A 26,449-nucleotide genomic window follows, 5' to 3' on the forward strand; every position below is an offset into this window, starting at 1 on the left:
TAAAAAGAGATATATATTATGGAAAGATTGATTTCAGAAAGCTTCATCAAAAGGCGCCGTCTTTTGATTTTTATGTTGTCCAACGACTGTCTTCTTTCGTGCAGAAAGAGGGTTTTTTATATGCTTAAAAAAGGAGGAAAGAAGAAATTGAAAAAATGTGTAAAAGATATAGCGATGATTCTAGTTGGTTCTTTTTTATTTGCCGCAGCAGTGAACATGTTTGTCATTCCGCTTGAATTTGGTGAAGGCGGCGTCACGGGGCTGTCCATTATTTTTTATTATTTGTTTGAAATAGCACCGTGGCTGACGAACCTTGTGTTTAATGCCATCTTACTGCTTGTCGGCTATAAGTATTTAGACAAGAAGACCACGATTTATACTGTGGTTGCCGTCGCAAGTAACTCTCTATTTTTGCACCTGACCACAACATGGGTCGTGAATGTTCATGAATTGATCATTGGAGCGATTTTTGCAGGAATTATCATCGGAATTGGGATTGGTCTTGTGCTCAGAGCAGGTGGAACAACGGCGGGTTCTGCCATTCTCGGAAGAATTGCGAACAAGTATTTAGACTGGAACGTGAGTTATGCCATCTTGTTTTTTGATCTGATCGTTGTATTTGCTTCCTATTTTATTATTGGTGCGGAAAAATTAATGTTTACCATTGTGATGCTGTACGTGGCGACAAAGGTGATGGACTTCGTGATAGAAGGACTTAACACGAAAAAGGCAGTGACGATTATTTCTTCATGCAAAGATGATATTGCGGAAGAAATCAATCACACCTTAGATCGAGGCGTAACGATTTTAAACGGACGCGGTCATTATTCAAAGGAATCGAAGGAAATTCTTTACGCGGTCATTCAAAAGCAGGAGCTCATGCGCCTTAAGAAAATTATTAAGAAAATAGATCGAGACGCATTCGTTGTTGTCCATGACGTACGCGATGTGTTCGGAGAAGGATTTGTGAATATATAAAAATGAAAAGACCCGAAAAAGGGTCTTTTTTTTATTCTCTATACCTCTTGTCACACAATACTATGTAATGTATAGTATGAATAGTTAGGAGTTGTAAACATGAATGCACAATTAAAAAAAGGATTACTGGAATTTTGTGTACTGGCGGTATTAAAGAAAGGCGATTCCTATGGTTATCAAATCATTAAAGATATGTCCCATTGTATTGAGATTTCAGAATCGACATTATATCCGATTTTAAAGCGTTTAGAGCAAAACAATTATGTGGAGACCTATTCTCAGGAACATAACAGTCGATTAAGAAAATACTACCGCATGACAGAAAGCGGGCGGGAGCATATGGCGCAGTTTTTAGAGGAATGGGATCAGGTGATGGCGATTTACGACTTTATTTCTGGAGGACAGGGCAATGAATAAAAAAGAATTTTTGAGCAGCCTAAAGAAGCATCTGCATCTTCTAGGCGAAAAAGACAGTGATCGGTTTATCGAATACTACGATGAAATGATTGAGGATTATCAGGAAGATGGCTACAGTGAACAGGAAGCGGTTCAGCAAGTCGGGCAGCCTGCTATGATCGCTGAAGGGATTATGAAGGAACAAGGTATAAAAACCGTTCAGGTGCCGACGTTTGGAGAAAAAGCGACGAGACTCTCCATTCTCATTTTAGGCTTTCCGTTATGGGGCAGTATTCTAGCAACAGTCTTCCTGCTGATTCTTTCTGTGTATATGGTGATTTGGTGCATTCCACTCGTGACAGGTGCATTGACGCTTACTGGTCTGCTCGGCGGTTTTTGGAGCATCATTGGTTCTCCATTTATTTTTCAGGACGGTTTGCATGTGGTGGTGACGCAGGTTGGCGTTGGTATTCTTCTATTAGGTGTCGGATTATTAAGCGGCATAGCCACGGCGTATTTGACAAAGCTATTTGTGCAAATGACTATTCAAACCACTAAGGCATTCATGGGAATGTTTAAAAAGAAGGTCGTGAGAGTATGAACGTGAATGATTTAAAAAAGCAATGCATCAAATGGGGGATCATCTTCACCGTTGCCGGAGGAATTGTCATGACAATTGGTTTTGGACTATCAGGCTTTGATTTAGATGCATATCACAACAATGACCAGAGTAACGTGTTCCGCACCATCAATTGGAGCAAGCCGTAATAAATGAAAAAACCCGCTTATGCGGGTCTTTTTTTCGCTCGGGTCACAAAGAAGAAATAACAGCAAAGTGCGCCTAGATCACAAAGCATAATGATCAGACCCATTGGAAAGGCTGTTTGGCTTCCGGCTAGTCCGACAAGAGGTGTCATGCAGGCGCCTAGCAGCATTTGCGCCACACCGATCAGTGCAGCTGCACTTCCTGCATGCGCTCCGTGATGCTGCATCGCAAGAGACGGGGCAGAGGTGCCGACAATTCCAACGCTTGAGACAACAAAAAACAGTGGAATCAGAATACCGTACAATCCTGCATCAATTAAGATCATGAAAAATAAAGTGACTCCCCCTAATGCAGCTGTCAGCAATCCAATGCGAAGGACTTTCTCTTCACCAATTTTCGCAGCAACTCGGGCAAATACTTGTCCAGCCGTGATGATCCCAAGACTATTTACCGCAAAGGCCGCACTAAATCCTTGTGGAGAAAGGTTGAAAATATCTTGAAGCACAAACGGTGAACCAGAAATATAGGCAAACATCGCTGCGAAGACTAGACCTTGTGATAGGGCATATCCAACAAAGAGACGATCGCTCGCTAGAATTTTCATCGCACCTAGGATCTGTTTGAAGCCCCCAGTCTGTCTGCGTTCCGCAGGTAAGCTTTCTTTCAATGAAAACATTGATCTTAGGAGCATTAGCGCTCCGAGGATTCCTAGAAGAACAAACACACCCTGCCACGTCGTGAACCGTAACATTTGTCCGCCCACGATAGGTGCCGCTGCCGGAGCAACCCCGTTGACTAACATCAGCAGTGCAAAGAATTTCGTCATTTCTGATCCTTCATAATGATCTCGGACAATGGCTCGTGCAATGACAATGCCAGCTGAACCAGCAAGTCCTTGAATCAATCTAAGAAGAATGAACGTCCAAATCGATGTGACCACTGTACAAAGAAGGGATGCTGCAATAAAAATGATCAATCCAATCATGAGCGGCTTTCTTCTGCCGACTGTATCACTGATTGGACCTGCAATCAGCTGTCCAAGAGCAAGTCCAATCAAACAAGCCATGAGACTTAACTGAGACAGCGCCGTGCTTGCTTCAAAGTCACGGGCGATATTAGGTAAAGCAGGTAAATACATATCCATTGCCAGCGGAGCAAGGGCTGTTAAAGATCCGAGCAATGCGGCAAGGAGAAATCGATTTTTTTTCGATTCTTGGGGATAGGATAAAGAACTCATATGATGACAACACTCCTCGTATACTTCCTCAACACAGCATAATGAATCAAGCGTTCCTTTTCAATGAAAAATTTTCAGAGATGATTCCGTGCAAAATAATTGATCTTTCGAATGAGACTCTTTACATTGAATGAGTAGAGAAAAGAGTAAGGTGATTGCATGCAGAGATTGCATGATACGTATACCCACTAATAGAGAGCAGGAGGTGCTGACATGAAGCAGCAAGAGCTGATTATTCGTCAAGCAGTCAAAGAAGATCATGAGGCCATCACACGCGTGCTGATCAAATCCTATGCACAGTATGAGCCGCAATTTACAGAGGAAGGCTGGCAAAATTATTCTGCCGCGCTTGCAGCAGCTGTAGATAATCCGAACATGGAGCTGATGCTTGTGGCGGAACATGACGGCAAGGTCGTGGGGACGCTTCAAATGTTCCGGTCATCAGAGCAAGCGTATGACAAACCCGAAATGGGCATTACATCAGCCATCGTCCGGTTTTTAGGAGTAGATCCCGATGTGAGGGGAAAAGGCATTGCAGAATCATTGTTGCGTAAAAGTATTGAACTGACGCAATCATGGGGCGAAAATGTCCTGTATCTTCATACATCTGATAAAATGCAGGCTGCCATTCGCCTATATGAAAGAATGGGCTTTGAGCGTGCGCTTGATAAAGAATTTGTGAACCAAAATGGGACACATGTCAAGAGCTATCAATATGTGATCAAGAAAGAACAGCCGGCAGGTTCATCAAATCACGCGTAATAAAAGGAAGAGCAAGTCCTGCACGGGAAGCTCTTCCTTTTTTCAATTTACGCCCACAGTGCCAGCGCCCAATAGGATACCACCCACGAGATGAAACCGAACATGACAAAGAGTTTTAACATGCGTTCATAAGGAGACAGCTTTCGTTCTTTCTTCGTTTTCACCAGCCGCCAATAAAGGACATAGCCGCAAATCATGAGGATGATTTGTCCAAGCTGTGTAAAGTTTTCAAGAATCGTGATTCCGTTCATTTCTTTCACCTCATCATAGGGCTTCCATAAGTAAATGAGGCAATCCTTTATTTCTTCAGAAAAAATCGGTGTATACTGGAAAGAAAAGAGATGTTTAGAGGGAGTTGTGACATGTTGTTTTCGCTGCATGTGGATCGTTGGGATGAAGTCATCGAGAGAAAAATCAAATACGATCAGAAAGTTGTGGAACATACCTGTCAGCTGTTAGATGCACAGGGACAGCAGGCTGTGCTGTTTCATAAGATTGAAGACCCGTTTACGATGAGGGCAGGTGCTGGTTTTCTAACCATTCCAAAAGGGAGCTATACGACCGCTTATTATTGGAAGGATCGTCCATATAACATATATTTCTGGAGAGATGATCAAGGGAAGGAACTAGGATCTTATTTGAATATGGTGGGAGATACACAGTTCAACGCCCAGCTGGTCATGTTTGAAGACCTCATTATTGATCTTCTCGTTCTTCCGAATGGTGATGTCTTTGTGCTGGATGAAGATGAATTGCCGGAGAGTTTAGCGGATTTTGAACACGGTACAGTGCGGCGGGCATTAGAGAGCGTGACAGCTTCGTTAGAAAGCATTCTCAATCAAGTGAGGGCAGATGCCGAAGGGAAATATCATCACAGCTTGTTTGAGCCGATGTTGAGATAGAAAAAAACGATTCCTCGCTGAAAGGAATCGTTTTTTCTATTAAACCTTAATGCGGTTTAATCGTTTTTGTAAATTGGTTTTTGTTTTGGAGGCTTTTAGCTGTTTGACAGCGCTTTGAGCCGCTGCTTTTGTTTTCTTTGTTCGTTTGGCTTCCGCTTTTTTGACCTTTTGTTTAGCGTCTGTCACTTTTTTTTGATAAGCGACTTGTTTTTTGACTTTGTCGAGCCGGTTTTGCAGGCTTGTTTTTTCTTTGCCTTTGTTTAGTTTTTTGATGGCCGTTTGAGCACTTTTAATAGCGCCCTGTGTTTTGTTCTTTTCGGCTGTTTTGACCTTTGCACGTGCTGAGCGGATATCAATGGCTGCTTGGACTTTCTTCACCCGTTCTGTGAGTGCTGTTTTTTGCTTGCTTGCAGTGAGTCGGCCAATTCTTGTTTTGGCTTGATTGACATCTGCCTGCTTTTTAGATGTTTCGGCTGTTTTGACAGCACTTGCCGCAGCCTTTAAAAAGGTGGATTGCGGCACATATTGCACGCGGCCATAGCCGAATTGCGGATCCTTCCCTTTTGCACCAAGATCCACTGTATAGCTGCGCAATAAAGTGCGAAGCTGTGCATTTGTTTTCTTCGGATGAAGCTGCTTTAACAGTGCCAGCATTCCTGTGACATGCGGTGCAGCTTGTGATGTCCCCGTTGCATACCAATATTCATTTTTTAAATAAGTGCTGATGACGTTCTCGCCAGGGGCAGAAAATTCAATCCCTTTCCCTGTATTCGAGATAGATGCAAGTTTGTCTTTGTCAGTCGTTGCAGAAACGGCAATGACACTATTGTAAGCGGCAGGGTAGCTAATATGATTCTTTTTTCCATCATTTCCGCTTGCAGCAACCACGAGCAGTCCTTTTTTATAGGCTTCATCTACTGCTGAACGCAAGATGGGGATATTGTCTTCAAAGCCTAAACTTAAATTAATAATGTCCATCTTGTTGGTAATCGCCCAATCGATGCCTCGAAGCAGACTATACAGGTCGCCTTCTCCCTTTTTATCTAACACTTTCACAGCATACAGCTTCACACCAGAAGCAACGCCGACTGTTCCATAATCGTTATTAAGCGCACCAATCGTGCCGGCGACATGTGTGCCATGTCCTTCATCATCTTTATAAGAGGATGTGTAGTTCACGAATGATTTACCGCCGGATACCTTTAAATCCTCGTGTGAGAAAATGCCAGTATCTAAAACGGCTACTTTTACATTTTTACCAGTGACGCCTTCTTTTATTGCTTGCTTGATATTTAGTTTTTGCAGATTGTAAGATTTTTGTACCAATGCATCCTGATTAGTAGCAGCGGCTGTTTTCTTCACAGTAGAAGCCGCGAGTTTAACCTTTACGTTTTTTGAGACGTAAGCGATGTTTGGGTCTTTTTTGAGTGAGGTGACCGCTTGTTCATCTGCTGTCACAGCGACAGCGGGAAGATGTATGTACTGTGCGTTCACTTTCTCACTTTCCTCAATCGCTGTTTGTTTTCCTTTTTGATTTTTATAGACGATGATGACATCTGTTTCTTTTGGCGGTGCAGCTGCCTGCGAATGGAAGGGCAAAGCAGTTGTCAACGCAAGAAGAAACGCAATGACGATAAGTAATTTCCTTTTCAATGCGTGGCTCCTCTCATCCGATGACCTCGGTCTTTTTTTCTCTATTATATCGGAGAAAGCAGAGGGATGGGATAGTAGAATTGTCGTCTTGTTGAGAAAGTTATTTTTACAAGTAACCTGAAATTGAAATTCATAGAATTCTAGTAGACAATAGAGACATCATGATAAGAGAAAGAAGGACATGCTGATGAACGTAAAAGAGTATATGACGTATGATGCGGCTGGCTTGGCAGCACTTGTGCAGAATAAGCAGGTAAAGCCCGAGGAGCTTATGCAGGCTGCATTTGATAGATTGAATGAGGTCAATCCAGAACTAAACGCTGTGATACGGACGAGACAAGAACAAGTTTTAAAAGACATCAAGGAGTTACATGAGTATCAGCCATTTGCTGGTGTTCCGTTTGTGCTGAAAAATATATCGCAAGGGATTAAAAATGAACCGCTGACAGCAGGAGCTTTGCTGTTAAAGGATGTAAAAGCAAATTCGGATTCGCACTTTGTTGATCGGTTGAAGCAGGCTGGTTTTCTCATGATCGGACATACAAATACACCGGAATTCGGTTTAAGAAATGTGACAGAGCCTGCTTTACATGGTCCAACGAGAAATCCTTGGAATACGGACTATTCTCCGGGCGGCTCAAGCGGCGGGACAGCAGCAGCTGTTGCAAGCGGCATTGTACCTGCTGGCGGAGCAAGTGATGGCGGTGGTTCCATCCGGATCCCAGCATCCTTTACCGGTTTGTTCGGCCTTAAGCCCACGCGGGGAAGAACGCCGGTAGGCCCAGGCGCAGGAAGGCAGTGGCAAGGGGCTTCCATCGACTTTACACTCACAAAAACAGTACGGGACAGTGCAGCCCTTCTTGATCTACTTCAAGTCATTCAACCTGAAGCTGCTTTCCAAACTCCGTTATACGATGGCAGTTACCAAGAGGATCTGGCGAAACGTACATCTTCTATGCGAATTGCTTACAGCGTAGAATCTCCAGTTGGCACGAAGGTCAGTGAGGAGGCGAAGCGGGCGGTTCAGCAGACAGTGAAATGGTTGAGTGAGCAGGGTCATCAAGTAGAAGAAGCCAAGCCAGAAATTGATGGGGTTCATCTCATGCAGCAATATTACGTGATGAACAGCGGAGAAATGTCTGCGTTATTCACTTCCTTGGCTCGTTCGTTAGGGCGTCCAGTAAAGCCGGAGGAAACGGACATCGTGGCATGGGTGCTGGCGGAGGCTGGCAAGAATGTGACCGCTGCTGCTTATACAGAAAGTCTTGATGCCTGGGATCGGGCTGCTGCACAAATGGCATCATTTCATCAAACCTACGATCTCTATGTGACACCAGCTACTGCCTATTCAGCTCCAAAGGTAGGTGAGCTTATGCATTCAGATCAGGAAACAGCCGCACTTTTACGTGTGTCATCCCTTTCAATGCAAGCACAGCAGGATCTTATTTATGACATGTTCCTCAAGAGCTTGACCTACACCCCATTTACACAGCTTGCCAACTTAACAGGTCAGCCATCAATGAGTGTTCCTGTTCATCTGACTAGCGCGGGCATGCCTTTAGGGGTACAGGTGACAGCACCTAAAGGAAAAGAGGACTGGCTGCTCAGGCTTGCGGCGGAAATGGAGACATCCTCGATTTGGAAAGGAACTAGTCAATTAAATCGATAACGCATGATAAGCGACTTTGGTCTATGGAGGGAAAAGAGTGTCACACGTGAGTACGAAGGACAAAATCATTCAAACGGCAGCACTTCTTTTACGTAAACAGGGATACCATGCGACAGGATTGAATCAAATTATCAGAGAGAGCGGCACACCTAAAGGCTCTCTTTATTATTACTTTCCAAATGGAAAAGAAGAGCTGGCTATTGCATCTGTTGAACACATTAGCCAAAAGGTCATTAATCAAATTGAAGAAGGCTTTGCCTATTCGGATGACCCATATATCGCCATCGATCGTTTTATGACAAAGATCATTCGAGGATTTATGGAGAACGAAAGTGAAAGAGGGATTCCAATTGTCTTGCTGGCGGCAGAGTCCAAGCCTGAAAACGCGCAGCTTCATGCTGCATGCAAACAAGAAATGATCTGCTGGCAGGAGCTTGTAAAAGAAAAGCTAATGAACAGCGGGTATGAAGAAAACAAAGCAGAAGAGCTGGCTTCTCTTCTTCACTCAATGGTCATCGGGGGTTTATCGATGACCACTGCACTCAAACAAACGACCCCTTTAGAACACGTAAAAAGTTACCTTAGACACTTATTTATGCGAGAAGAGTAAAATCTCTCGCATATTGTCTATCTATTATATCAATTGGTCTATATAATATAGATAGTCAATTTGTCATGAGGAGTGATGGGATGTCGGAGCAACCGCAATCGATGAAGCAATCCGAAGGTACCTCTTTTTATACCGTGTCTGGTTCCGGAAAGCTGTATGGGCTGGAGAATCAGCTTGTTCATATGCTGGCAGAAGCAAATCAAACGAATCAGCTGTTTGAGCTTGCCTTAATCACAGGGGGGAAAGGAGCTTATTTCCCGCTGCACTGTCATGAGCACTTATTTGAAACTATTTTTGTGCTGGAAGGAAAGCTTGAAGTGATGCTGGACGGTAAAAAATACATGGCCACAGCCTTTGATTATATTCATATCCCGCCCAAAACGATTCATGGCTACAGAATGCATAGTCATAAAACAAGATTTATTTCATATACGCTGGGCGGAAAAATGACAGATGTCTATCAGCAAATTGGAAAGAGGCTTTTTCAGAATGAATGGTCTATGACACATCATGCTTTTGATGCAGCCAGTTTTCAGCAGGCTGAAAAAGAAAGCGATATCATCCTGATGCATGGAATCAGAGAACTGTCTAATACAACGAGGCCCTCCGTTTTATTTCATAGTCAGCTTCCTCACGAGGTACAGCCTTATGTATTAGAGGCTGGTGAAGGGAAGCAATACATCATTGATGGCCAGATTCATGAGCTGATTGCAACAGTAGAAACAACAGGAGGCGGATTCAGTCATTTTGTGGTTGAAGGAGCGAAGGGGAAATATTTCCCGCCGCATTATCATCAAGTTCATACAGAAGCAATCTATTGTGTTGAAGGGAAGATGAACCTTCATTTGAACGGAGAGGATATTTGCTTGATGCCGGGTGACTTTGCCTATATCCCGCCGGATACGATTCACTCTTATGAATTTGTGTCTCATTCAAATAAAATGTTGGTTTTGCTGCTTCCAGGAGAAATTGAGCAGGTGTATGAACAGTTTGAAGAATCTCCAAGCCCAAGTATATGTCCTTATTTTATTCAAGAAGGGAACTTCATGTTCGATCGGGAGACTTCAACTCAATATGATTTGTTTTTTGTCGAAAAAGATTAACTGTGTAACGCGTTACACAACATCATGAGTCTGTCGAAACAATCGACAGGCTTTTTTTGTTTTTTACCTCCTCCACATAAATTGCTCATTTGATGAATGAACCATTCATTCAAGGTGAAGCTATGTAAAGATGATTTGAGCTAAAGGAGGAAGTGCATGTGAGAGCTGTTACTTATCAAGGGAAAAATAGCATTGCAGTGAAGAAAGTAGATGCACCGTCGATTCAAGATCGGGAAGATGTGATCATACGTATTACATCAACAGCAATTTGTGGATCAGATTTACATTTGTATCAGGGGAATTTCCCGCTCCCAATCGGCTATGTAATTGGGCATGAACCAATGGGGATTGTGGAGGAAGTTGGCCCGGATGTCACAGCCGTAAAAAAGGGAGACCGTGTCGTCATTCCATTTACAGTTGCATGTGGTAAATGCCAATATTGCGATCATCACTTAGAAAGCCAATGTGACAACTCAAACCCGCACTACGATTCGGGTGGGCTTTTTGGCTATAGTGAGAAATATGGGAACTATCCCGGAGGACAGGCAGAGTATTTACGTGTACCTTTTGGCAACTACACCCCGTTTAAGATTCCAGAGGATTGTGAGCTGGAGGATGAACAATTGCTCTTCTTATCAGATGTCCTGCCAACCGCCTATTGGAGCGTAGAGCACGCAGGTGTGAAAAAAGGCGATACGGTCATCGTGCTAGGCTGTGGTCCTGTTGGGTTAATGGCGCAGCAATTTGCTTGGCAAAAAGGGGCAGAACGTGTGATTGCCGTCGATTACATTGATTACCGCCTGCGGCATGCAAAACGAATGAGCGGCGTGGAGGTCTTTGATTTTACAGAAGATCCCGACATGGGAGAAACGTTAAAGGAGCTCACCAAGGGCGGAGCCGATGTTGTGATTGATTGTGTGGGAATGGACGGAAAGAAGTCGCCGCTTGAAAAAATTGAGCAAAAACTCAAGCTGCAAGGCGGAACGATCGGACCCATTCAAATTGCCACAAAAGCCGTTCGCAAATGTGGAACAGTGCAGATGACGGGTGTGTACGGCGGCCTGTACAACATGTTTCCATTAGGCGCTTTTTTCGCAAGAAACGTCACCCTGAAAATGGGCCAAGCCCCGGCGAGAGGATACATGTCAAAGCTCTATCAAAAAGTGACAAGCGGTGAAATTGATCCTAGAGCGATTATTACTCACAAATTGCCATTAGATGAAGCTGCTCATGCGTACCACATCTTCAATGACAAACAGGATGATTGTATAAAGGTCGTTTTAAAGCCATAAAAAAGAAGGCTTAGGAGTATTCCTAAGCCTTTAATGTGTGCTCGTCCATCATTTTTTCGATTAATTCAAAAAATGTTTTTTTATCTTCCTCTGAAAGGTGGTTGAACAATTGATTCACAAGCAGCTGGCGATTGTCGATCATTTGTTTAGCAATTTGTTCACCCGATTCAGAGAGTTCAATCCACACAGTACGGCGGTCATTATTATTTCGAGAGCGGATGATCAGCCCTTCGTCTTCTAAGTGATTGAGAGCGGTTGTTGTTGCAGAGGGAGATAATGAAACTTCCTGCAGAATATTTTTCACAGTACATGATTGATGGCGGTAGATGATACGTAAAATAAACCCTTTAACATTCGTGACGTTTTTCGGAATATTTTCTTCATCTATTTGTTTCGTCGCTTTTAAATACTTTGTCAGTGCATGGTCTAACAAACTTGCCTCTAGCTCGAAATGTTGCATTCTCCATACCTCTTTTCCTATTGCATTCGCATTTCCGATCAATTACTAGGTCTATCTTATCATAATAATCAACATGATTTAAACCAAAATGGAAGACGGCTATAAAATTACCTATATTATCAATTAATATAAAGAACAATTCCAAAATGAAATGATTTTACTTTCAGCTGTTTTTATTTTAGAATGTGAATGAGATAAAATCTGCCAACCCAATTCGCTGGAAATTGGCTATTGGAAATCAAACGTTTGGAGATGAAGATATTGAATACTTTACAGGCATTACTCAATGACAGAATGGAACGCTCTTCACAAATTGAGGCGGTAACTGGCGGAGGGGTGTCTTATACATTTGAAGAATATGCAAAACGCATCGACCAGCTTGCTCATTACTTACATCAAAAAGGGATTCGAAAAGGTGACCGCGTTTGCTTTATTTGTCAAAACCATCATCACTTTTCAACGATTATGCTGGCAGCCATTAAAGCAGGTGCAGTCGCAGTTCCGCTTAGCTGGCAGCTTACTTCTTTTGAGCTGGAAGGTATTTTGAAAAAAGCAGAGCCAAAGGCTTTATTTTTTGACCGAGAATTCCGTGACATGATTGCTGCGGTGAATGTGTCTTTAGACAACTGTCTCATGGTGGAATCTGGTGTAAATGCGAAAACAACGCAGCTGTTTGAAGACATATTGGCTTCAAATGATGGCAGTGATCTTGCGGAAGAGGTAACAGAAGAGGATCTAGCGATGATCTTATTTACCTCTGGGACAACGGGGAATCCAAAAGGCTGTATGGTCGGACATGGACGAATCTATCAATTTTTAACAAGACGCGGGAATCGAGGATTTGACTTGAAAGGGAAACGGTACTTGGCGAGTCACCCTCTCTATCATATGAGTTCAATTAATCATCTGATCGCCGCTGCCATTGAGGGGTATACGCTAGTTTTCTTACATGATGCAACACCGAAGCGCATTTTAGAAACGATCGAAAAAGAAAGAATAACGTTCATGATGGCTTTCCCATCAGCTTATACGTACATGCTGGAAGAAATGAAACGCGGTTCGTATGACCTTTCATCCTTTGAAATTGCGATTTCTGGCGGTACGAAGGTGCCGGTCCGTTTGATTAACGACTACAAAGAAGCAGGCATTCAGATGATGCATGGCTACGGAAGCACGGAAGCATGGGTTGTCAGTGCGTGGCACCCTGCGATGGGCGAGGATAAAATGGGCTCTGCTGGTAAAGTGGATCCAGATGTAGAAGTGAAAATCGTTCATCCTGAGACTGAGGAAACACTGCCAGTTGGAGAGATTGGCGAAGTCGTCATGAGAAGCCCATTTTATTTCTTAGGCTATTATCATCAGCCTGATGCTACTGCGAAGGTGTTCAAAGATGGCTGGTTCCATATGGGAGATGCAGGCTATCTAGATAAAGACGGGTTTCTATTTATCACAGGCAGATACAAAGATGTGATTTTATACGGTGGAGATAATATCTATCCTGATCAAGTAGAAGAAGTCATTGAACAAATTCCAGGTGTGATTGAATCAGCTGTCATCGGGGTGCCGGACGAATTGTATGGTGAAGTGCCAAGTGCATATATCGTAAAAGACGAATCCGCCGATTTCTGCGAAGAAGATGTGGTGAACTATTGTCAGGAACGTTTGGCAGATTACAAAGTGCCATCCATTCATTTCATCAGTGAGCTGCCAAAAAACAAGCTTGGTAAAATCATGAAGAAAGATTTACGTGAATTGGTTGTGAATGCTTAGTACCTATTCTGCTATAATGAAATTTGAATGATTTTTTGTTTTTCTAACGTTTTGGAGGGAAAGGGTTTGCGACATATTCTTCGTAAGAAACACATTCACGATTTGTTGGAACAGAGCAGACAGCAAAAGGTAAAGAAAACGCTGGGCGGGCTCGATCTCACGCTTCTTGGTATAGGGGCAGTGATTGGTACAGGGGTTATGGTGTTAACTGGAATTACAGCGGCTAAGGATGCAGGACCAGCTGTCATTTTCTCCTTTGCGATTGCAGCCATTGTGTGCAGTTTGGCAGCACTTTGTTATGCAGAAATGGCTTCAGCGCTTCCTGTATTCGGCAGTGCGTACATTTATTCATATACGACCATGGGCGAGCTTGTAGGCCATTTGATGGGCTGGACCTTATTGTCTGTCTATATGCTGACTGCTTCAGCTGTTGCCAGCGGCTGGTCGAGTTATTTCAACAGCCTGCTCGAGGGATTTGGAATTTCGATTCCGCATCAATTTTTAGCGGGGCCGGAGCAAGGCGGATATATGAATCTGCCGGCGATTATCATTGCTTTACTGATTGCGTGGATCTTATCTAGAGGAACGAAGGAAAGTAAAAAATTTAATAATATCATGGTGTTTGTGAAACTCGGTATTATTGTTCTTTTCATTGTAGTAGGCGGCTTTTATGTACAGCCAGCCAATTGGCAGCCGTTTATGCCGTTTGGCGCAGAAGGCGTCATTGCCGGTGCTGCTGCTGTGTTTTTTGCCTTTTTAGGGTTTGATGCAATTTCTGCTTCAGCAGAAGAGGTGAAAAATCCGCAGCGGAACCTGCCAATTGGGATCATAGGTTCATTACTTATTTGTACGATCATTTACATTGTCGTTTGTTTGGTCATGACAGGCATGGTGCACTATACACAGCTGAATGTCACAGAGGCTATGTCATATGTTCTGCAAAGTGTACATCAAAATAGTGTGGCTGGTATTATTTCGGTTGGTGCGGTCATTGGATTGATGGCTGTGATTTTCGCCAATAATTATGCGGCAACTCGAATTGCCTATGCGATGGGCCGAGACGGACTTTTGCCTAAAGTGTTTTCAAAAACAAACAAAAGTGATACGCCTGTTGCTAGCATATGGATGATTGGCGGAATGACAGCTGTTATTTCAGGCTTTATTGATTTGAAGGATCTGTCCAACTTAGCGAATATCGGTGCGTTATTAACGTTTGCCATGGTCAGTTTATCTGTGCTTATTTTGAGAAAGACACATCAGCAGCTTGAGAGGGGCTTCAGGGTTCCTTTTGTGCCGGTTTTGCCGATTATATCAATGGGCTGCTGCTTGTTCCTTATGCTCAACTTACCAGGCCGGACATGGCTTTACTTTGGGGTTTGGCTGTTAATCGGTGTCGTCATGTATGCAGCGTATTCAAACAAACACAGTGAATTAGCGAAATCTTCATGAGAAAAAGGTGCAAATCCGTTGACGATTTGTGCCTTTTTTCATACGATTTGGGATAAGCTATAAAAGAGATGATGGACGGAACAAGAGGAGGATGAGGGATATGATAAGTGTTAGTCCTTATATTGTTGTAGAAGATGTGAAAGAATCTCTTCAATATTATCAAGGGATTTTTGGTGGGGATATTCAGATCTTAAATGAACATCAGGACCGTGTCCTGCATGCTGAATTGCATCTTGGGGAATCACTGCTTCATTTTTCAGATACATTTGGACGCACGCCAAAGCCAGAGAATCTCAGGTTGATCATGCAGTTTGACAATGAAGAAGAACTAAAGGCTGTCTATGAAGCGCTGGAAGCTGATGGAGATGTACTGGTCGAATTACAGGATACCTTCTTTGGCGCACTTCACGGACAAGTACAGGACCGGAAAAATGGGTTGATCTGGGTGCTGAATTATATGAAATAGACGAAGACCTTCACGAGTGTGAAGTTTCAGCGTGTAGACAAACCCTCGCATTCGGTGTCAGGTCTGCGCTCCGGTGCTCACGAATGTCCAATTCACTCCGCTCCGGTACTCGCCCTTCCTAGACTGCAAAGGTTTTCTATCACGCTGAAAAGAAGACAAAGGGCTAAAATCAAGATCATTTTAGCCCTTTGTCAACAATCTGTACCTTCACGAGTGTGAAGGTTTTTTTGTGAGTGTTTTTATTTTCTGAAAAATGGAAAATATGCTATGTTGGAAGAATAAAAGGACAAGGAGAAGGGTGGCAAAGGAATGGAACAAATTGAGTTTCAATCAATCCAAACAAATGGTGTAACACTTCATACAGCAATGGCTGGACCGGAAAATGGCCCGCTGCTTGTGCTGCTCCACGGGTTTCCTGAGTTTTGGTACGGCTGGAAAAATCAAATCATCCCCTTGGCTGAGGCAGGCTATCGTGTTGTTGTTCCTGATCAAAGAGGCTACCATCTAAGTGACAAGCCAGAAGGAGTCGAATCCTACGTATTAGATAAACTGAGAGATGATATTGTGGGTTTGATCAAGACGCTGAGCCCGAACCAAAAGGCGATTGTCGGCGGACATGACTGGGGCGGAGCTGTTGCTTGGCATTTGGCTTCAACCCGTTCTCAATATGTCGAGAAATTAATCATTGTCAATATGCCGCATCCGCGGGTGATGATGAGGGTTCTTCCTTTTTATCCGCCGCAGTGGAAGAAAAGCTCCTATATCGCTTTTTTTCAGCTTCCGAATGTTCCAGAGGCAGCACTTCAAGAAAATCACTTTCAAAAGCTGGATGAAGCCATTGGGCTGACGGCAAGACCGCATTTGTTCACGAAGGAAGATGTCTCAAGCTACAAGCTCGCTTGGACGCAGCCAGGCGCCTTGACCTCAATGCTGAATTGGTATCGAGCCATCAAAAAAGGCGGCTTTGAAAAGCCGATTTCCAAACGAATTCTCGTCCCTGTTCGCATGATCTGGGGGATGGAGGACAAATTTTTAAGCAGAAAGCTGGCGAAGGAAACGATCAAGATCTGTCCAAATGGCCAGCTGATCTTTGTCGATGATGCCTCTCATTGGATCAATCATGAGAAACCAGAGGTCGTCAACAAACTCATACTTGAATTTTTGACATAAAGAAAAAAGCTCTGATCAGTTGACCAGAGCTTTTTTGATTTATCCGATTTGATTCTTTTTCAATGCCGCAGGTTCATCGTCCCAGCATTCAATTTTCTCATTGTTTGGAACGGCATTTTTATAGAAAACAGGATCTTTACCTTCTTTTTTCTGTCTCGTGTAGTCCTTCAGTGCTGCGAAGGCGACCTTAGACAGCATGGTAATGGCGATGAGGTTGACGATGACCATGAGTCCCATGAAGAGATCGGCTAGACCCCAAACGAGAGGAACAGTGGCAACCGCACCGAACAGAACCATTCCAATAACAGCAATTCGATAGATGTTCAGCCAAATTTTATTCGCTCCAAGGAATTCAATGTTCGTTTCCCCATAGTAATAGTTACCGATCAATGTACTGAACGCGAATAGGAAAATCATGATGGCAAGGAAGCCGGAGGCCCATGGTCCAATGTGCTGACTAAGAGAAGCCTGCGTTAATTCAATTCCTTGCAGGTTTGTTGTTTTATACGCATCAGAAAACAGAACAAGGAAGGCAGTGCTTGTACAAATAATTAACGTATCTGTTAACACGCCGAATGCTTGGATTAATCCTTGTTTAACAGGGTGGCTGGTGACAGCTGTTGCTGCTGCGTTAGGTGCACTACCCATACCGGCTTCATTTGAGAAAAGACCGCGTTTAATTCCTTGTAATAAGGCACCGCCTAGCGTACCGCCAGCGAACTGTTCAAAACCGAAGGCGTGTTTCACAATCGTGCTGATGACACCAGGAAGTTCCGTGATATTTGTGACAATGACAAAGAACGCAATTCCGATATAAGCAACCGCAAGCACAACGACAATGTATTCAGAAGCCTTTGCGATCGCTTGGATTCCTTTGAAAATGATCGCTGCAAAAATGACAGCCATCACAATACCGACGGTTAAACGGTCTAAACCAAAGGAGTTTTTAAAAGCGACAGTGATCGTATTTGATTGAACCGCATTAAAGACGATTCCAAAAGAAATCGTAATCAGGATCGCAAATAAAATCCCCATCCAGCGCTTGTTTAACCCTTTTTCCATGTAATAAGCAGGTCCACCGCGGAAGCCTGTTTTGTCTTTTACTTTATATACTTGAGCTAGTGTACTTTCAACGAAACTTGAGGCAGATCCAATAATGGCTACGATCCACATCCAAAAAATTGCGCCAGGGCCGCCAATGGCAATAGCGATAGCAATCCCTGTGATATTCCCTGTCCCTACACGTGCTGCCATACTGATGGCAAATGCTTGGAACGGTGATATTCCCTCTTTTTCTTTTCTTCCTTCCTTCAGGACACGCAACATTTCTTTGATCATTCTTACTTGCAGGAAGCGTGTTCTATATGTGAAGTACACCCCAACACCAAGTAACAGAGCAATCACAATATAAGTCCAAATAAAATCATTTGTATGTGTTAAATAAGATAGCAAAGCTTTTTCGTTCATAACATCACCTCTTCGAATTCATCACTGTTCTTTTTAAAAAATACTGAGATCCCACTCTTTGGCGAGCTTTTTCAGCATCATGACACCGGTAATACTATTTCCGCAATCGTCAATGGCGGGACCGTAAATGCCAATTCCACAGCCTGTCTGAAACGGGAACTCTCTTCTTGCGCTTGGCGGAACGCAAGCCATAATGCCTCCAGACACACCACTTTTGGCTGGAACGCCTACGAAAGCAGCAAAATTCCCAGACGCATTATACATGCCGCATGTCAGCATCAATGCCTTTGTTAGTCTGGCGATATCCTTTGGGATGACTTGGACTTGTTTAAAGGGATGGTAGCCATCACTTGATATAATCAGTCCAATCAAGGCGATGTCCTCTGTTGTGACCTCGATGGAACATTGCTTTAAATACACTTCTAACGTGTCCTCGACATCCGATTCTAAATAATTGGTTTCCTTTAAATAATAAGCAAGTGCCCGATTTCGATGTGCAGTTGCCCATTCTGATTGATAAACCTCTTCATTAACAGAAGGACGCTTACCTATTAAGTTTTCGATTAAATCGAAAATATATGCTAGCTTTTCTGTAGAAGTCTTTCCGGGAAGGATGGAGGATACGGTAATAGCTCCAGCATTAATCATTGGATTAAAGGGCTTCCCTGGTTTGTGCATCTCAAGACGGTAGATGGAATTAAATGCATCACCAGTTGGCTCTACATCTACCCGATCCAAGACGTAAGGTACGCCTCTTCCTAAACAGGCAGCTATAAAGCTGATGACTTTTGAGATACTTTGCAGGGTAAAGGGAACGTCCCAATCACCATATCGTACAGATGATCCATCTGGGCCTATCACGCTGATACCAAGTTGAGAGGAATTCACTTTTCCAAGTGCTGGAATGTAGCCAGCATTCTGCCCGTTTGTGTAATACGGACGTATTTCTTCTGCCCATTGATCAACAGAAGACTGGCATGCGTGTTGTGTATTTTTAGAAATTGCTGTTTTCATACGATTCCTCCAATCAAAAATCAAAAAGTACCCTATTGAATTGGCGGATGACAAAAAATGCGATCAAATAGGCACGAAAACATGTTACACATCTTCAAAGAACTTGTCATGCGCTGCTTGCACCACTCCTTTACACCTAAATATATGTACAAATGAAGGCATTGTCGGCGGAAAAACAAAAAGGGTTTTTAGTGAAAATTCAGAAAACGCTTACATATAGTTTCACTAAAATTGTTCATTCAATTTATCTTGGAAACTACACAATCTGACGTAAATCTACAGAAAAACTTACAAATAAAAATCAGTCTGTCGATTATTGTCGTCAATGCTCAAAACACTGAATAGCTGAAAGGTCACCTTGCTGCCCCGGAGAATAGTCATAAAAAAGGGTTTTGAGGATAAAAGGAGCAGTGAAAATTATTTTTTTGTACATTGTGGAGAAAAGAGACTCCTTGTATACTGTGGCTATGTAAACAGGGGAAGGGATGTCAGTCATTTGAGTTTAAATCAGCTTGTCAAAAAGGACGCATTCATTTTAATTTTTATGATGGTCATTGTGCCGCTTGCAGGAGAGCTGAAGTTTTATCCTGTGAATGAGACGTTTCGCATCAGCTTTGGCGCACCTGCGTTTTTCTTTTGCTTATTACTCTTAAGAAAATCTAGACCGCTATTGCCGGGATTTTTAACAGGCGCAGCTATTGTACTTTTTCGGGTAGGCTTAGATTTGATTCAGCAGAATGCTGATCTAGCTTCTTCATTTTATCAGCAATTCCCAAGCTTCTTTTTCTATTTCACTTATGCTTTCCTGTTTTTTGCTGTCCGTACAGGACGCTTTAAACAGCGCTCTATTTTCATTGGGATCATCGGTTTGATGATCGAATTAGTTGCTGATTTTGTCGAGCTGTTTGTACAATTTTTAGTGTTTGATACAACGATGACCTTATCAAAGCTGAGCGATATGTTCCTCATTGCGTTTGCTCACAGCTTTGTGGTGATCAGTTTTTTTAATATGATGAAGCTGTATGAGGCGCAATCAAGAGAAAAGCAGATCATGAAACAAAATGAGCATATGATGATGGTCATTTCGAATTTATACGAAGAAACGGTGCATTTAAAGAAAACGTTAAAACATACAGAGCATATTACACAGGAATCATACCGGCTTTACCGTCTGCTGCATGAACACGAAGCAGGGAAAAAATTGAGTCAGGAGCTGTTAAAGCTTGCAGGAGAAATTCATGAAGTGAAAAAGGATAATCAGCGTATTTATGCTGGGCTTTCAAAGCTGATTTCGAAGGAAAATATGCAAGACTATATGAAGGCGGAAGAGCTCGTTCAAATTGTGATCCGCATTCAAGAGAAATATGCTCTATCTCTTGGGAAAAACATCTCCTTTACATCTGATATAAAGGGCATTCATCTGCATGATTATCATGTGTTTATTTTCTTATCGCTGATTAATAATTTAATGGCCAATGCAGTCGAAGCAATAAAAGATACCGGGATGATCTCACTCGAATTGAAAGGAAGTCATGATAAAATAGAGATTCGGATTGAAGATGATGGACCAGGGATTCCTAAAAAAATGAGAGAGATTGTGTTTGATCCAGGGTATACCTCCAAATTTGATGCATTTGGAACACCGTCTACTGGGATTGGCTTATCCTATGTGAGAGAGCTGGTACAAGAGCTTGGCGGTCATATTCAAATCGAACCAAAAGAAACAAAAGGTACAGCATTTCTGCTTGTCCTTCCTATACAAAATTTAATACAGAGAGGGTGAGTGTATGCGATTCTTCATTGCAGATGATGATCGTGCAATACGCTCGATTTTAGGTCAAATCATAGAGGATGAGGATTTGGGAGAGGTCGTAGATGAAGCGGGTGACGGAGTTGGATTAGAGGCACATTCACTGAACCTCAAGAAAGTAGACATCCTTTTGATTGATCTTTTAATGCCTGCTAGAGATGGCATTCAAACCATCCGCCATATCCACCCTGAATTCAAAGGCAAGGTCATTATGATTTCCCAAGTAGAGGCGAAAGAGATGATGGCAGAAGCCTATGAACTAGGGATTGAATATTATATCCATAAGCCTGTCAATCGCATTGAAATCGTCAGTGTGATTCGAAAAGTCATGGAGCGGATCAAGCTGGAAAAATCGATTTACGATATACAAGCCTCTCTTCGCCACGTGCTGCCATTAGAGCCTGTGATTTCTCAAGGTGCGGGCGCTGAGGCGAAGAGAAGGACGATGAAAGAAGCTGGGGAGTTCCTCTTATCTGAGCTGGGAATTGTCGGCGAGAGCGGCTCTAAAGATTTACTGGAGATACTCATCTACTTACATGAAACACAGTCAGCCAATTCTCATGAGGTCAATTTCCCGCCGCTAAAGCAGCTGTTTATCAAAACAGCAGAAAGAAAACTGGCTCATGATGCAACCGATGTAGAGGTGATGCGGGAAGTGAAAGCGGCGGAGCAGCGGATTAGACGAGCTATTCATCATTCCTTGAATCATTTTGCCTCACTAGGATTAACAGATTTCTCAAATCCTAAGTTTGAGCACTACGCGTCGAAGTTTTTCGATTTTACCGATGTCAGCCAAAGAATGAAAGAAATGCAGAAGACATCTTCTCCCGCAGGATCGACGGGCAGAGTCAATACAAAGAAATTCGTACAAATCTTTTATTTTGAGGCAAAGCAGTTATTCGAAGGAATGAGCTGAGGAAAATCTGTTGGTATGATTGGAGAAAATAAACAGAGGAAGTCTGTCTTTCCTATGATCTATCGTGATCTTCAGGTGTTTTTATAATTTAACTGATCATTCTGATTTTTCTTTTTTCTTGAAAATGAAACCCTCCTGTGCAATCGTTTGTTAAAATAGTGAGGTTAGACTAGAATGTCGGAGGTTTTATTTTGGGAAAAATTAAACGAAATGCGCTCTGCCCTTGCGGAAGCGGAAAAAAATATAAACATTGCTGTGGTCAAAAATCAGGCGGAGAACAAACGTCTGAGCTTGTGTTTAAGGAAGCTGTACAAGTCCAAAAGGATTTAATGAATTATGCTTTTTCTAAGCATCAAAGAGCGATCAATCAATTCATTAATGAGTTTTCTTTCCTTGCAGATATGGATAAAGAAACGCAACAAATCTCAGTTTTCCATTTGAGTGTATGGGGCATCTTCTTCCGTCCATTAACTGATCAGAAAGAGACCATTTTCCAAGAATTCCTGACGAAGAAGGCAGAGGATATTACCCGTCCGAAAACAAGACAAGTGGTCCAGTCTTGGACAGACATGGAGCCATCATTGCTTTTATTAAATGAAAAAACGGACGAGTCTCTTTACTTTGAGAATATGATAACAGCGGAGAAGGTTGAAGTAGATGTAAAACCTGATCAAACGGTACTGCCTGAAAAGGGAAGTCTCGTGCTCGGTTTTCCTGTTCAATTTGAAGAAAAGGCAGAGTTTTTCATTCAATATACGATGTTTGCGAAAGAGTTTACAGATACTCTTCTTCTTCAGGTCCGCCAGCTTGTTGACGCATATGAAGCAAATGGAGGAGCGCGCAGCACATTTATGAGAGAATCATTTCCTGATGTGCTGAAGTGTATGTTTGCGAAGCAAGAAGTAGAAGAATCAGAGACACCTGCTCAAACAGAAGGCGATGCAGGTCTATCAGCAGATCGTATGGACTGGGCAAGTGACGTCCAGCTGGAAACTGCTAAGCTGATTGAAGACGGAATGAAGGAGCACGGTGACCAAAGCCTGACAGATGGTGCTTTAACGGTTTGGAAAGCCTACTGTGATCAGAAATCACCTGTGATCCGTAAAGCAGCGTCATTTGCTGCCGGAATCGAATACTACATTCATTCACTTGCAAGCGATGCCCCGCTATCTCAAGCACAAGTAGCGAAAAAGTATGGTATTAGTGCGTCGACTGTATCGAGCCGTTTTAAAGATATCGAAAAAGCGGTGAAAGAAGAGCAAGAGGCGACAGTATAATCTAAAAAAGACGCGGCACCTTCAGAGGCCAGCGTCTTTTTTAGATTATCTCGTTTTAATAAAACCACTCATGTACTGCTCTGTATTATAATCATTGAGGTCAATTTTCCATTGACCCTCCCCATTACGTTTCATTTTCACTTCATATTCAGCTGGGCTGGAAACGGGAGGAAGTTTTTCGAATTCAGATGCGTACATGTTTAAGCTTTTTTTATACAATTCTTCTTTAGAACGGATTTTCCCGTTGTAAAACTCGTCTCTTTGCTTGTCTAGCTTGTCTTTTAAGTTAGAAGCATCAATGCCTGTTACTTGAGCGACAACCTTTGCTTCGTCATCAGAGATGGTTTTCACACTTGTTTCTACTTTGGCTTTATCCTTCATGGTGTTTTGAATGCGTTTGTACATCGACAGAATATCTCGGTCACTCACTTCATTTCCGTATATTCCTGCACTTCTTTTGAAGTCTTTTACAAACATCTCATGGTATTTATTGACGACATCCGATTGGTTGTCACCCGTTAAATCTGCGAATTCATCGTTCTTTTTATCAAAAACAATAATATCGGTATAAGCGGATAACGCTTTTGCTGGGTTATCCAGCTTTTTTGCTGAATCGAGTATTTTGTTTCCATCTAGGTCGATTTGGATGGAATCACTGTTTTTCTTGATGCTGTCCTGATAAACAAACTGATATTTTTTCCCTTTGTCTACTAGGAAATAAAGTGCTCCTGAAAGTGACTTGCCTTTGTTCAATGAACCAAGGTCAAGACGGTCTTTGCTGCCGTAGAATTTTAAATCAGATACTTTGGCATCGTCCTGATAAAGGGAGAAGTCAGAGTTATATAATGAAAGGGCTTTGTCACCTTTATTTGTGATCGTCAGATTGACTTTTAGTACCAATTCATTGTCTCTCAGGGTAGTTGTTGAGTCTTCTGGTAACGTATATTCGTAGCTATTAACTTTTACCTCTGCTGTTTTCGTTGACTTTTGATCAGCGTCGGTTGATTTGGCTGAGCTCTGGCAGGCTGCAGAGATGATCATCACGAATGAAATCATGAGGAGTGCACTTATTTTTTTAAGATTCACAGTTGATGCTCCTTTGCTTTTCTTTCGTCATTTCATTCCCGCTATCTGACTAAGAAAAAAGAAACAGATAGAATGGTATATTCGGGTGTTAAAGGGGAAAATATCCTAATGACGATTTGCACTATTCATTCTATCGAAATTCATTCATGATGAGGAATAGGTTTTAGTCCCTATTTTTGATCATTTTTAACACAATCATCTATAAAATAAGGAATTAAATAAGCACAATATACTAGTTAATAAGTATTGATTTATAGATTTATTTTAGGTTTTAAATGTTTTTTGTATAAAAATCTTGAAGTGAAGGTAGTTTTTATTTCACGAGGCGGTGCCGGATGGCGAAGACGACAGCCTGTGTACGGTCTTGTGCATTGAGCTTTTGTAAAATACGGTGCACATGCGTTTTTACCGTACTTTTGCTGATAAATAATTGATCAGCAATGTCTTCATTCTTTAAGCCATAGGCCATTTGCTGTAATACATCGCGTTCACGTTCTGTGAATGATTCGTGAAGCAGATGAGTGTGATGTGTATCATTTGCCTGCTGAAGAGCTCGTGCCATCATGTGCTCAGAGGCTGCCGTTCGAAAGACAGATTCACCAGCAAAGGCGGTGCGGATGGCCTCAATTAATTCCTCAGGCATTGTATCCTTCAGCAAATAACCGACTGCCCCTGCACGAATTCCGTCAAAGACGTATTCTTCCGTATCAAAGGTCGTGAGAATCACAACTTTTACATCTGGAAGCTTTTTTAAAATGTGCTCTGTTGCTGTGATGCCATCCATTCCAGGCATTTGTACATCCATCAGCAGTACGTCTGGAGTGTTGGTCGAGCAAAGCGTAACCGCCTCCTGACCGTCTGACGCCTCCCATATGACGTTAATATCCTCTTGAGCGCTTGCAATATAACGAAATCCTTGGCGGATCAGCGGCTGATCATCAATAATGCCAATCTTAATAGGGTTTGTCATGCCTTGGAGTCCTCCTTGATAGGAATTTGAATATGAATACAGAAGCCGTGCGGCTCGCGTATGGACGTCTTGAGGGAACCGCCTGCTGCGTCACACCGTGCCTTCATGCCTGACAGCCCAAAGCCAAATGAAAGATCTTTTTCGCTGGTCAAATATCCATCGTCTTCAATGTTCATCATCAGCTCATGCTGGTGGTTATATAGCGTAATGGTCATCGCGGTCGCCTTGGCATGGCGAATTGTATTGGTGATGGCTTCTTGTAAAATGCGGTAAAGCAGTTCAGAAACGGAGAGCGGCCATTTTTTATACGTAAGCTGCTCTGTATGAAAGTGAATGTCAAGCTCACCCGATATCTCTCCTTGCTTGATGAGGCTGCGAAGTCCGGCAAGTCCGAGACCTGCATCATCTGACGCCATATGATGAACCACAGAACGAACTTCGGTGAGACAATTTTTAGAAATATGGATCAGCTCCTGAAACGTCTGCTCCATCTGCTCTGGTTCTTCCTGCTTTAAACGGTAGGGCAAAGACTGCAGCTGGACAATCATCGAGGTTAATTGGTGTCCGATGCTGTCATGCAGGTCACGTGCAATTCTGCTTCGCTCCTCCAGCACTGCAAATTGGAGAGATTGAACGGTCGCTTCTTCAAGCTCCATATGCGCCTTTTTCAATTGTTCATGGGCTTCTGATAATTCCTTGTGAACCAATTGCAATTCTCCGAAGTGTTCTTCCTTTAATTCCTGTTCACGCCGCCGCATTCTAGAAATCAAAACAAGTGTATACACAAGCAGCTGGAATAGCGGGAGAGTGATCACCATGTTCCAAGAAAAATCGTTTACATAATAGCTGATCCCACTAGTGAAAAAGATGATAGCAAATAGATAGGGGTGATGCGCCTCTGAAAAACGAAAAGCGATAAATCCGATCATAAAAAAGGTCAGTCCAATACTGTCTTGAATCTGACCTGTCACCAGCCACAAGAGATGTGTCAGAATCCACATTAAGAAGAGCATAGAAAATTGCTTCTTAGGTGACAGCTTGCTTTTTGGAAAAAGACAAAGGAGAAACACCAAATAGACGAAGGTTCGAAACACCAATTCGCCTATTGAAAGGGGCTCATACATTTGAATATACATATAGATCAATACAAGGCCTAATACGAATTTTCGCCTTATTTGACCTAAAAGCTTGAGTGGCTGCTGAAGGTTCATATCAAAAACTCCTGT

At 42.6% G+C, this 26,449-nt stretch carries 26 protein-coding genes; 17 read left to right on the forward strand and 9 right to left on the reverse strand.

Annotated features, from left to right (window positions below; translation table 11 throughout):
* The first annotated feature begins 147 nt into the window (after positions 1–147).
* From NSU13_RS01400 to NSU13_RS01415, 4 genes are all read left to right on the forward strand, one after another.
* Positions 148–978 (forward strand): YitT family protein, encoded by an 831-nt coding sequence (locus tag NSU13_RS01400; RefSeq protein ID WP_034283328.1) that lies wholly within the window; start codon positions 148–150, stop codon positions 976–978.
* A 99-nt stretch (positions 979–1,077) separates the two neighbouring features.
* Positions 1,078–1,395 (forward strand): PadR family transcriptional regulator, encoded by a 318-nt coding sequence (locus tag NSU13_RS01405; protein WP_024424392.1) that lies wholly within the window; start codon positions 1,078–1,080, stop codon positions 1,393–1,395.
* Complete coding sequence (locus NSU13_RS01410; protein WP_070326637.1) at positions 1,388–1,975, forward strand: DUF1700 domain-containing protein; 588 nt, start codon at positions 1,388–1,390, stop codon at positions 1,973–1,975. The genes NSU13_RS01405 and NSU13_RS01410 overlap by 8 nt, the downstream gene beginning before the upstream one ends.
* Positions 1,972–2,142, forward strand: coding sequence for a hypothetical protein (locus tag NSU13_RS01415; RefSeq protein ID WP_167364606.1), 171 nt, complete (start codon positions 1,972–1,974; stop codon positions 2,140–2,142). Before NSU13_RS01410 ends, NSU13_RS01415 begins: the two co-directional genes overlap by 4 nt.
* A 17-nt stretch (positions 2,143–2,159) precedes the next feature.
* Here NSU13_RS01415 and NSU13_RS01420 read toward each other — a convergent pair whose 3' ends face one another.
* Positions 2,160–3,377: a multidrug effflux MFS transporter gene (locus NSU13_RS01420; protein ID WP_342489774.1), complete on the reverse strand. Its 1,218-nt coding sequence runs from the start codon at positions 3,375–3,377 to the stop codon at positions 2,160–2,162.
* Between the two features lie 213 nt (positions 3,378–3,590).
* On the opposite strand from NSU13_RS01420, the gene NSU13_RS01425 reads away from it, so the two are divergent.
* On the forward strand, positions 3,591–4,139 hold the full coding sequence (locus tag NSU13_RS01425; protein ID WP_342489775.1) for a GNAT family N-acetyltransferase: 549 nt from the start codon (positions 3,591–3,593) through the stop codon (positions 4,137–4,139).
* 47 nt (positions 4,140–4,186) lie between these two features.
* On the opposite strand, the gene NSU13_RS01430 is transcribed toward NSU13_RS01425, so the two are convergent.
* Complete coding sequence (locus tag NSU13_RS01430; RefSeq protein ID WP_125587555.1) at positions 4,187–4,390, reverse strand: hypothetical protein; 204 nt, start codon at positions 4,388–4,390, stop codon at positions 4,187–4,189.
* A 111-nt stretch (positions 4,391–4,501) separates the two neighbouring features.
* Between NSU13_RS01430 and NSU13_RS01435 the strand changes: the two genes are divergently transcribed.
* Positions 4,502–5,041 (forward strand): DUF402 domain-containing protein, encoded by a 540-nt coding sequence (locus NSU13_RS01435; protein WP_342489776.1) that lies wholly within the window; start codon positions 4,502–4,504, stop codon positions 5,039–5,041.
* A gap of 39 nt (positions 5,042–5,080) precedes the next feature.
* Here the strand turns inward: NSU13_RS01435 and NSU13_RS01440 are convergent, their stop codons facing one another.
* A complete protein-coding gene (locus NSU13_RS01440; RefSeq protein ID WP_052470339.1) occupies positions 5,081–6,694 on the reverse strand; it encodes a S8 family peptidase in 1,614 nt (537 codons plus the stop codon).
* A gap of 187 nt (positions 6,695–6,881) precedes the next feature.
* On the opposite strand from NSU13_RS01440, the gene NSU13_RS01445 reads away from it, so the two are divergent.
* From NSU13_RS01445 to NSU13_RS01460, 4 genes are all read left to right on the forward strand, one after another.
* Complete coding sequence (locus NSU13_RS01445) at positions 6,882–8,363, forward strand: amidase (RefSeq protein WP_034283336.1); 1,482 nt, start codon at positions 6,882–6,884, stop codon at positions 8,361–8,363.
* Positions 8,364–8,400: 37 nt separating this feature from the next.
* A complete protein-coding gene (locus tag NSU13_RS01450) occupies positions 8,401–8,973 on the forward strand; it encodes a TetR/AcrR family transcriptional regulator (protein WP_340891399.1) in 573 nt (190 codons plus the stop codon).
* A gap of 80 nt (positions 8,974–9,053) precedes the next feature.
* Positions 9,054–10,076, forward strand: a complete 1,023-nt coding sequence (locus tag NSU13_RS01455; RefSeq protein ID WP_342489244.1) for a quercetin 2,3-dioxygenase — start codon at positions 9,054–9,056, stop codon at positions 10,074–10,076.
* A 158-nt stretch (positions 10,077–10,234) separates the two neighbouring features.
* Positions 10,235–11,368 carry a zinc-dependent alcohol dehydrogenase gene (locus NSU13_RS01460; protein WP_024424382.1) on the forward strand — a complete coding sequence of 378 codons (1,134 nt, stop codon included), beginning with the start codon at positions 10,235–10,237 and terminating at the stop codon, positions 11,366–11,368.
* A 22-nt stretch (positions 11,369–11,390) separates the two neighbouring features.
* Here the strand turns inward: NSU13_RS01460 and NSU13_RS01465 are convergent, their stop codons facing one another.
* On the reverse strand, positions 11,391–11,828 hold the full coding sequence (locus tag NSU13_RS01465; protein WP_012008812.1) for a MarR family transcriptional regulator: 438 nt from the start codon (positions 11,826–11,828) through the stop codon (positions 11,391–11,393).
* 261 nt (positions 11,829–12,089) lie between these two features.
* On the opposite strand from NSU13_RS01465, the gene NSU13_RS01470 reads away from it, so the two are divergent.
* The 4 genes from NSU13_RS01470 (at position 12,090) to NSU13_RS01485 (ending at position 16,683) form a co-directional block, all read left to right on the forward strand.
* Positions 12,090–13,598, forward strand: a complete 1,509-nt coding sequence (locus NSU13_RS01470) for an AMP-binding protein (RefSeq protein WP_342489777.1) — start codon at positions 12,090–12,092, stop codon at positions 13,596–13,598.
* Positions 13,599–13,664: 66 nt separating this feature from the next.
* On the forward strand, positions 13,665–15,047 hold the full coding sequence (locus tag NSU13_RS01475; RefSeq protein WP_101677007.1) for an amino acid permease: 1,383 nt from the start codon (positions 13,665–13,667) through the stop codon (positions 15,045–15,047).
* 100 nt (positions 15,048–15,147) lie between these two features.
* Positions 15,148–15,513: a VOC family protein gene (locus NSU13_RS01480; protein WP_025092526.1), complete on the forward strand. Its 366-nt coding sequence runs from the start codon at positions 15,148–15,150 to the stop codon at positions 15,511–15,513.
* A 309-nt stretch (positions 15,514–15,822) separates the two neighbouring features.
* On the forward strand, positions 15,823–16,683 hold the full coding sequence (locus NSU13_RS01485) for an alpha/beta hydrolase (protein WP_041116522.1): 861 nt from the start codon (positions 15,823–15,825) through the stop codon (positions 16,681–16,683).
* 39 nt (positions 16,684–16,722) lie between these two features.
* Here NSU13_RS01485 and NSU13_RS01490 read toward each other — a convergent pair whose 3' ends face one another.
* On the reverse strand, positions 16,723–18,150 hold the full coding sequence (locus NSU13_RS01490) for an alanine/glycine:cation symporter family protein (RefSeq protein WP_024427211.1): 1,428 nt from the start codon (positions 18,148–18,150) through the stop codon (positions 16,723–16,725).
* Positions 18,151–18,183: 33 nt separating this feature from the next.
* Positions 18,184–19,164 (reverse strand): glutaminase, encoded by a 981-nt coding sequence (locus NSU13_RS01495; protein ID WP_024427212.1) that lies wholly within the window; start codon positions 19,162–19,164, stop codon positions 18,184–18,186.
* A 496-nt stretch (positions 19,165–19,660) separates the two neighbouring features.
* Between NSU13_RS01495 and NSU13_RS01500 the strand changes: the two genes are divergently transcribed.
* The 3 genes from NSU13_RS01500 to NSU13_RS01510 all read left to right on the forward strand — a co-directional run bounded on the left by NSU13_RS01500 (position 19,661) and on the right by NSU13_RS01510 (position 23,167).
* Positions 19,661–20,947 (forward strand): sensor histidine kinase, encoded by a 1,287-nt coding sequence (locus NSU13_RS01500; RefSeq protein ID WP_034283184.1) that lies wholly within the window; start codon positions 19,661–19,663, stop codon positions 20,945–20,947.
* Between the two features lie 4 nt (positions 20,948–20,951).
* A complete protein-coding gene (locus tag NSU13_RS01505; protein WP_034283187.1) occupies positions 20,952–21,890 on the forward strand; it encodes a response regulator in 939 nt (312 codons plus the stop codon).
* Between the two features lie 191 nt (positions 21,891–22,081).
* Positions 22,082–23,167, forward strand: coding sequence for an SEC-C metal-binding domain-containing protein (locus NSU13_RS01510; RefSeq protein WP_034283189.1), 1,086 nt, complete (start codon positions 22,082–22,084; stop codon positions 23,165–23,167).
* A 45-nt stretch (positions 23,168–23,212) separates the two neighbouring features.
* Here NSU13_RS01510 and NSU13_RS01515 read toward each other — a convergent pair whose 3' ends face one another.
* The 3 genes from NSU13_RS01515 to NSU13_RS01525 form a co-directional block, all read right to left on the reverse strand.
* A complete protein-coding gene (locus NSU13_RS01515; RefSeq protein WP_034283192.1) occupies positions 23,213–24,253 on the reverse strand; it encodes a DUF4352 domain-containing protein in 1,041 nt (346 codons plus the stop codon).
* Between the two features lie 313 nt (positions 24,254–24,566).
* The gene (locus tag NSU13_RS01520; protein WP_034283194.1) at positions 24,567–25,223 is read right to left on the reverse strand and encodes a response regulator transcription factor; all 657 of its coding nucleotides are present in this window, start codon (positions 25,221–25,223) and stop codon (positions 24,567–24,569) included.
* Positions 25,220–26,434 (reverse strand): sensor histidine kinase, encoded by a 1,215-nt coding sequence (locus NSU13_RS01525; RefSeq protein WP_211043929.1) that lies wholly within the window; start codon positions 26,432–26,434, stop codon positions 25,220–25,222. Before NSU13_RS01525 ends, NSU13_RS01520 begins: the two co-directional genes overlap by 4 nt.
* Positions 26,435–26,449 lie beyond the last annotated feature (15 nt).

It is taken from the genome of Bacillus sp. FSL M8-0049 (assembly GCF_038593355.1).
Taxonomy (GTDB): Bacteria; Bacillota; Bacilli; order Bacillales; family Bacillaceae; genus Bacillus; species Bacillus safensis.

What these genes read in the sequence shown, in the direction of transcription:
- NSU13_RS01405 (WP_024424392.1), top strand. Translation starts at nt 1,078, where the DNA reads ATGAATGCACAATTAAAAAAAGGATTACTGGAATTTTGTGTACTGGCG.
- NSU13_RS01410 (WP_070326637.1), top strand. Translation starts at nt 1,388, where the DNA reads ATGAATAAAAAAGAATTTTTGAGCAGCCTAAAGAAGCATCTGCATCTT.
- NSU13_RS01415 (WP_167364606.1), top strand. Translation starts at nt 1,972, where the DNA reads ATGAACGTGAATGATTTAAAAAAGCAATGCATCAAATGGGGGATCATC.
- NSU13_RS01420 (WP_342489774.1), bottom strand. Translation starts at nt 3,377, where the DNA reads ATGAGTTCTTTATCCTATCCCCAAGAATCGAAAAAAAATCGATTTCTC.
- NSU13_RS01425 (WP_342489775.1), top strand. Translation starts at nt 3,591, where the DNA reads ATGAAGCAGCAAGAGCTGATTATTCGTCAAGCAGTCAAAGAAGATCAT.
- NSU13_RS01430 (WP_125587555.1), bottom strand. Translation starts at nt 4,390, where the DNA reads ATGAACGGAATCACGATTCTTGAAAACTTTACACAGCTTGGACAAATC.
- NSU13_RS01435 (WP_342489776.1), top strand. Translation starts at nt 4,502, where the DNA reads ATGTTGTTTTCGCTGCATGTGGATCGTTGGGATGAAGTCATCGAGAGA.
- NSU13_RS01445 (WP_034283336.1), top strand. Translation starts at nt 6,882, where the DNA reads ATGAACGTAAAAGAGTATATGACGTATGATGCGGCTGGCTTGGCAGCA.
- NSU13_RS01455 (WP_342489244.1), top strand. Translation starts at nt 9,054, where the DNA reads ATGTCGGAGCAACCGCAATCGATGAAGCAATCCGAAGGTACCTCTTTT.
- NSU13_RS01465 (WP_012008812.1), bottom strand. Translation starts at nt 11,828, where the DNA reads ATGCAACATTTCGAGCTAGAGGCAAGTTTGTTAGACCATGCACTGACA.
- NSU13_RS01480 (WP_025092526.1), top strand. Translation starts at nt 15,148, where the DNA reads ATGATAAGTGTTAGTCCTTATATTGTTGTAGAAGATGTGAAAGAATCT.
- NSU13_RS01485 (WP_041116522.1), top strand. Translation starts at nt 15,823, where the DNA reads ATGGAACAAATTGAGTTTCAATCAATCCAAACAAATGGTGTAACACTT.
- NSU13_RS01490 (WP_024427211.1), bottom strand. Translation starts at nt 18,150, where the DNA reads ATGAACGAAAAAGCTTTGCTATCTTATTTAACACATACAAATGATTTT.
- NSU13_RS01495 (WP_024427212.1), bottom strand. Translation starts at nt 19,164, where the DNA reads ATGAAAACAGCAATTTCTAAAAATACACAACACGCATGCCAGTCTTCT.
- NSU13_RS01505 (WP_034283187.1), top strand. Translation starts at nt 20,952, where the DNA reads ATGCGATTCTTCATTGCAGATGATGATCGTGCAATACGCTCGATTTTA.
- NSU13_RS01520 (WP_034283194.1), bottom strand. Translation starts at nt 25,223, where the DNA reads ATGACAAACCCTATTAAGATTGGCATTATTGATGATCAGCCGCTGATC.
- NSU13_RS01525 (WP_211043929.1), bottom strand. Translation starts at nt 26,434, where the DNA reads ATGAACCTTCAGCAGCCACTCAAGCTTTTAGGTCAAATAAGGCGAAAA.